Raw genomic sequence first — 5,717 nt, 5'->3', positions numbered from 1 at the left:
CTTTTGCTGATTGCCGCCCGACAGCTGGCCGACCTTGACCGAAGCGTCGCGGGCTCGAATGTCGAAGCGGCGCACAGCACGCTCCAGCGCCCTGGCTTCGCTCTTGCCATCGTGAAAGCCATGCTTGAGATGCTTGCTGAGCGTCAGCAGCGTCAGAGTGGGGTCGAGGCCGACATTGAGCAGCAGGCCACGGCCCTTGCGGTCCTTGGTCATATAGGCCAGGCCCGCCGCGACCGACTGGGCCACTTCAGTGAAGTTCTGCGGCGTACCGTTGACCTCAATGGCGCCCCGCTCGCGCGGGTTGAGCCCGACGACGGCTTCGGCGACCGCAGTGCGGCCCGAACCGATCAGCCCGGCAAAGCCAAGAATTTCGCCGCGCCGCAGCTCAAACGAGAAATTCTTGACGCCCGGCGCCACCAGATCGCGCACCGACAGCACGATTGGTGCGTCGACATCGGGTTCATGCTTGGGCGGATAGAGATTGGAGAGTTCGCGGCCCACCATCATCTGGGCGATGGAGTCCGGGGTCAGCGCTTCAGTACCGACCGTGGCGATCAACTGCCCATCGCGCAGCACGGTGACGCGCTGGGCCAGCGCCATGATCTCGTCGAGCTTGTGGGAGATGAAGATCACCGCGACGCCACGCGCCCGCAGACGGCGGATCTGCTCGAACAGGGTCTCGGTTTCGCCCTGCGACAGCACGGCGGTGGGCTCATCCATGATCAGCACACGCGCATCGCGGCTGATCGCCTTGGCGATTTCCACCATCTGCTTGTCGGCCACCGAGAGCGTGTTGATCCGGGCATCCGGATCGACATGCACATGGAGGGTATCGAGGATGGCGACGGCCCGTTCGCGCATCTCAGCGAGGCGCAGAAAGCCGTTTCTGGTCAGTTCGCGACCCAGGAAAATCGAGTCGGCGACGGTCAGATGCTCGGCCAGCAGCAATTCCTGATGGATCACCACAATGCCCATGGCCTCGGCCTCGCCATTGGGGGGCAGCACCACGGTCTTGCCGTCATAGGAGATAGTACCCGAGCTGGGCTGTTCGAGGCCGGACAGTACCTTGATCAGGGTGGATTTGCCGGCGCCGTTCTCGCCGATAATGGCGTGCACTTCGCCCGGCTTGATGTCGAAATCGATACTGAACAGAACGGGGACTTCGCCAAACGACTTGCTGATCCTGTGCGCCGACAGGATGGCAGGCACAACCGCGCCGTCAGCTATGGACATGATCAAACCCCTCCCGGAACGCGGCGGGGTTGACCCCCAACTCTTCATTCTCAACCCGACATGTAAAGGTTTTCATGATCGATGTAAAGGTTTACAGTCTCGACAAACGGCCTAAGCCGTAGGAGGGGTCTGGCGCTGTCCGTGCCATCTGCTACAGGCAGATCGGGTGGGCGCCAGGGGGCGTGCGAGGCACAGATTGCAGCACCGGAAACTGGCCACGATTGAAGACGTAGCGGCGATCGCCGGCGTATCCATCGCCACGGTGAGTCGCGCCATCAATGAGCCCACCAAAGTCGCCGACGAAACGCGTCGCCGTGTCGCTGAAGCGGTGGCTCGCACCGGCTACACCACCAATGCCATGGCGCGCTCGCTGCGCATGCGCCGCTCCAACATGATCCTGATTCTGGCGCCCGATGTGGGCGACCCGAATTTCTCCAATATTCTGGTGGGGCTGGAGACCGAGGCGAGCAAGCGCGGCTATGGCGTGCTGATCGGCAATACGCAGAATGACCCGGCCCGCGAGGCCGACTATCTGCGCTTCATCAATTCCAATCAGGCCGACGGGCTGATCCTGCTCACCGGACACCTGCCCTATGGCATCGGTGCTGCCGGCAGCGCGATGCGCCTGCCGCCCATGGTGGCGGTCAATGAGCCGGTGTCCAATAGCGACGTGCCGTTTGTCGGCGTCGATAATTTCGAGGGCGCCCGGATTGCCGCAGAGCACCTGATTGCCCAGGGACATCGGCGCATCGCCTTTATCGGCCACTCCACCAGCAAGGCCGTCAACAAACTGCGCGAGCAAGGCTATCGCGCCGCGCTGAGCGGGGCCGGGCTGGCCATCGATCCCCTGCTGATCCTTGATGGCGACGGCACCACCGAAAGCGGGCGCGCCGCCACCGAGCACATGTTTGTGCGCGACGTGCTGCCCACCGCCTTCCTCTGCGTCAACGACGCCACAGCGCTGGGGGTGATCATCTCGCTGACCGCCCGCAAATATGACCTGCCGCGCGATTTTTCGGTGATGGGCTTTGACGACATTTCCTTCGCCAGTTTCGTCACCCCCTCGCTGACCACCATGAAGCAGCCGCGTCACAGGATCGGCGAAGGCGCCATGGATCTGCTGCTGGCCCTGCTGGCAGGCGAAACGCCTGCCAATACCGAGGTGCTGTTGCGCAGCGAGTTGATCGTGCGCAATTCAGTGGGCGCGCCACGGCGGGCCTGACGCTACTCGCCGCGTTTGGCGAGCCAGTCCTGCATCCAGGCAATTTCCTGTTCCTGGGCGGCAATCACCGCCTCGGCCAGTGCCTTCACTTCAGGATCGCTGCCATGTTCGAGCACAATCCTGGCCATGTCCACCGCGCCCTGATGGTGCGGTATCATTGACTTGATGAAGTCGACGTCAGCATCGCCGGAGAAGGCGATCGCCATCTCCTCGTGCATCTGCATATTGGCCGCCTCATAGGCAGCGGTGGCCGGGTTGTCCGACGGCGCCATGGCATGGGTGGTGTGTTCCTGCGCCAGAACCGGCAGGCCGAGACCAAGGGTGAGTGCTGCAGCAATAAGGAGGGATTTCATTGCAAATCCATTTCGTTGAAAGATGCCGATTGTGCGGCATTCCCCTCTGGCAAGGTCAAGCGAGAACAGACTGGCGCGCAATATTGTGATTGTCTCGGTTGGAGGATCGCTGCCGGCACCGCGATCCGGTTCAACCAGGCGCCAGGCTTCAGGTCTTGTTGCGGGGTGGCGGCTGCAGCGCCTTGAGGTAGTAGTCCAGCTGATCGAGATCCTGTTCCCAGAACTGGCGATAGTTTTCGAGCAGTGCGGCAACGTCGCGCATCGGCGCGGCCTTCAGTTTGCAGGGCCGCCATTGTGCCTTCTTGCTGCGACTGACCAGCCCCGCGCCCTCAAGCACCTTGATGTGCCGGGACACGGCGGCCAGGGTGATGTCGAACGGTGCGGCGAGCTCATTGACGCTGGCTTGACCCTGCGCGAGCCGCGCCAGAATGGCCCGGCGGGTGGGATCGGCCAGCGCGGAGAGTGTCGCGCTAAGGGGGTCCGGCATAGTCCATTCAACTCAGTTGTATAATATAATGCATTTGAATAAATTGCGGGTGATCGCTTGTCAAGGACGCGCCCATCGGGCAAGAACCGGGCATGAAAACCATTCTCGTCGTGGGCATCGGGGCTGGCAATCCCGAGCACATCACCATTCAGGCCATCAATGCGCTCAACCGGGCCGATGTGCTGTTTATCCCCGACAAGGGGAGCAACAAGGCCGATCTGGCTGATCTGCGCCGCGAGATCATCGCCCGCTATGTGACCAATCCAGCCAGCCGCACCCTGGGATATGCGGTGCCCCAACGCGATGCGGCCAACCCGGACTATGGCGCTGGCGTTGACGACTGGCATGCCGCCCTCGCCCGGCGCTTTGCCGGCCTGCTGGCCGATGTGCCCGAGGATGGCAGCTGCGCCTTCCTCGTCTGGGGCGATCCGGGGCTCTACGACTCGACCATTCGCATCATCGAGCGCTTGCGCCAAGCTCATCCCGTCGCCGTGGAAATCGTCCCCGGCATCACCTCGGTACAGGCGCTGACGGCGGCGCACGGCATTGCCCTCAATCGCATTGGCGAGCCGGTCCACATCACCACTGGACGTCGCCTGACGGCTGTCACGGACGATACCATTGTCATGCTTGACGGCCAGACCGCCTTCACCCAGGCCGACCCCGACCTGGAGATTTTCTGGGGCGCCTATCTGGGCACACCGGACGAAATCATCATTGCCGGTCGCCTGGGGGATGTCGCCGAGCAGATCTTGGCAACGCGCCAGGCCGCCCGGCGCCAGCATGGCTGGATCATGGATACCTATCTGCTGCGCAAGCGGGAGGAGCGGGAGCCTCTTCATCCCTGACCGGCAATGGGATAAACCTCCTGCCATGTCCGTTGCCCCATCCATCGCCATTCCATCGCCGCAGCGTCGCGGCGCCTGCCCGACGCTTGAGGCGCCGATGCAGACCGGCGACGGCCTGTTGGCCCGACTTCGGCTTGCCGATGGCCAGTTATCCCCGACGCAGCTTGGCGCCATCGCCAAACTGGCGGCCTTGCATGGCAATGGTCAGGTCGAAATCACGGCTCGCGGCAATCTGCAGGTGCGCGGGCTGACTCCAGCCAGTACCGCGCCTTTTGCTGCGGCCGTGCGGGCTAGCGCCACTATCGAGCAGGGACTGGTGGTGGAAACCCCGCCCCTGGCTGGCGACGACCCCACGGAGCTGAGCGACCCGCGCGGTCTCGCCGCCGCCATCCGGGCTCTTGCCGCGCCGCTGGATGGCCGACTTGGCCCCAAGGTCACCGTGGTGGTGGATGGCATGGGGCAGATCACCCGCGCCGGGCTGAAGGCCGATATCGGGCTGACCGCAATCGCGCCCGGTCGCTGGACATTGACCATTGCCGGCCAGCCGCAGGCCGAGTTCGACGCAGCAGATGCACCTGCCGCTGCGCTGGCCGTGCTGCACCAACTCGCCGAACGGGGGCTTGCCGCCCGGGCCACCGACCTGATCGAGGGCACAGCGCTGAGTGCGCAGACGAGCAGCGCCACCATTGGTCAGTTCAAGGTGACAATGGGCAGTGCGACCGGCATCGCCCTGCCCTTTGGCGCCAGCGACAGTGCCGCGCTGATCGCGCTTGCTGCCCGCGCCAGCCAAATGGGCGTCACCGAATTGCGCCTCGCCCCGCACCACGCTTTGCTGGCCATCAATGCTCCCGCCGAATTCGTCCGCGAAGCGACCGCGCTTGGTTTCATCACCGATCCGGCCGATCCGCGCACCCGGATCAGCGCCTGCATCGGCAGCGCCGGTTGTGCCTCCGGCCATATCCCGGCCCGCGCCATTGCTGAAAAGTTGGCAGCTTTTCTGCCGGCGGGTGGCGATCTGCACGTCTCGGGTTGCGCCAAGGGTTGTGCGCATCCGCGCCGCGCCGCATTGACGCTGGTGGGGCAGCCGGACGGTTACGGTCTTGTCATCAACGGCACAGCGGGCGATACGCCAGAGAGTGTTTTGCGCGCGGACCAGCTTGAGTCCGCCCTCGGCCCGTCCGGGCAAGGAAGACGATGACCCAATACGACTACATCAAGGATGGCGACGCCATTTATCGGCAGTCCTTCGCCATCATCCGGGCCGAAGCCGACCTGTCTGCGTTCAGCGCTGATGAGGCTGAACTGGCCATCCGAATGATTCACGCTGCCGGAGCGGTCGAGGCGGCACAGCATTTCGAGTTTGGTCCCGGTTTCGTTGCCGCTGCGCAGAACGCCCTCAAAGACGGCGCGCCGATATTCTGCGATGCTGAAATGGTCGCGCGCGGGGTTACCGCCGACCGCCTGCCGGCCAATAACGACGTCATCTGCACACTGCGTGATCCAGCCACGCCAGCCCTGGCCGCGGCGATCGGCAATACCCGCTCCGCCGCCGCCCTGCGCCTCTGGCTGCCACG

At 64.0% G+C, this 5,717-nt stretch carries 7 protein-coding genes; 4 read left to right on the top strand and 3 right to left on the bottom strand.

All coding sequences use genetic code 11. The features are described from left to right. Window positions 1-1,239, bottom strand: a 1,239-nt coding sequence (locus Q8O80_RS13985; RefSeq protein ID WP_305580259.1) for a sugar ABC transporter ATP-binding protein, incomplete at its 3' end; no start/stop codon positions are given. A gap of 190 nt (window positions 1,240-1,429) precedes the next feature. Here Q8O80_RS13985 and Q8O80_RS13980 point away from each other — a divergent pair. Further along, window positions 1,430-2,455, top strand: coding sequence for a LacI family DNA-binding transcriptional regulator (locus tag Q8O80_RS13980; RefSeq protein ID WP_305580257.1), 1,026 nt, complete (start codon window positions 1,430-1,432; stop codon window positions 2,453-2,455). A 2-nt stretch (window positions 2,456-2,457) separates the two neighbouring features. On the opposite strand, the gene Q8O80_RS13975 is transcribed toward Q8O80_RS13980, so the two are convergent. Next, the gene (locus Q8O80_RS13975; protein WP_305580255.1) at window positions 2,458-2,808 is read right to left on the bottom strand and encodes a DUF305 domain-containing protein; all 351 of its coding nucleotides are present in this window, start codon (window positions 2,806-2,808) and stop codon (window positions 2,458-2,460) included. A 148-nt stretch (window positions 2,809-2,956) separates the two neighbouring features. Next, a complete protein-coding gene (locus Q8O80_RS13970) occupies window positions 2,957-3,295 on the bottom strand; it encodes a helix-turn-helix transcriptional regulator (protein ID WP_305580253.1) in 339 nt (112 codons plus the stop codon). Between the two features lie 92 nt (window positions 3,296-3,387). Between Q8O80_RS13970 and cobF the strand changes: the two genes are divergently transcribed. From cobF to Q8O80_RS13955, 3 genes are all read left to right on the top strand, one after another. Then, on the top strand, window positions 3,388-4,143 hold the full coding sequence (gene cobF / locus Q8O80_RS13965; RefSeq protein WP_305580251.1) for a precorrin-6A synthase (deacetylating): 756 nt from the start codon (window positions 3,388-3,390) through the stop codon (window positions 4,141-4,143). 25 nt (window positions 4,144-4,168) lie between these two features. Next, window positions 4,169-5,341, top strand: coding sequence for a precorrin-3B synthase (locus tag Q8O80_RS13960; RefSeq protein WP_305580249.1), 1,173 nt, complete (start codon window positions 4,169-4,171; stop codon window positions 5,339-5,341). After that, a partial coding sequence (locus tag Q8O80_RS13955; protein WP_305580247.1) for a precorrin-8X methylmutase occupies window positions 5,338-5,717 on the top strand: 380 nt, incomplete at its 3' end. The genes Q8O80_RS13960 and Q8O80_RS13955, both read left to right, overlap by 4 nt.

It is taken from the genome of Devosia sp. (assembly GCF_030689745.1).
Taxonomy (GTDB): Bacteria; Pseudomonadota; Alphaproteobacteria; order Rhizobiales; family Devosiaceae; genus Devosia; species Devosia alba.
The sequence above is the reverse complement of the archived record's forward strand: the minus strand, read 5'-3'. Positions and strand labels throughout refer to the sequence as shown.

Bases quoted from the DNA above. Each gene is read 5' to 3' on its own strand.
- Q8O80_RS13975 (WP_305580255.1), bottom strand. From the start codon at position 2,808: ATGAAATCCCTCCTTATTGCTGCAGCACTCACCCTTGGTCTCGGCCTG.
- Q8O80_RS13970 (WP_305580253.1), bottom strand. From the start codon at position 3,295: ATGCCGGACCCCCTTAGCGCGACACTCTCCGCGCTGGCCGATCCCACC.
- cobF (WP_305580251.1), top strand. From the start codon at position 3,388: ATGAAAACCATTCTCGTCGTGGGCATCGGGGCTGGCAATCCCGAGCAC.
- Q8O80_RS13960 (WP_305580249.1), top strand. From the start codon at position 4,169: ATGTCCGTTGCCCCATCCATCGCCATTCCATCGCCGCAGCGTCGCGGC.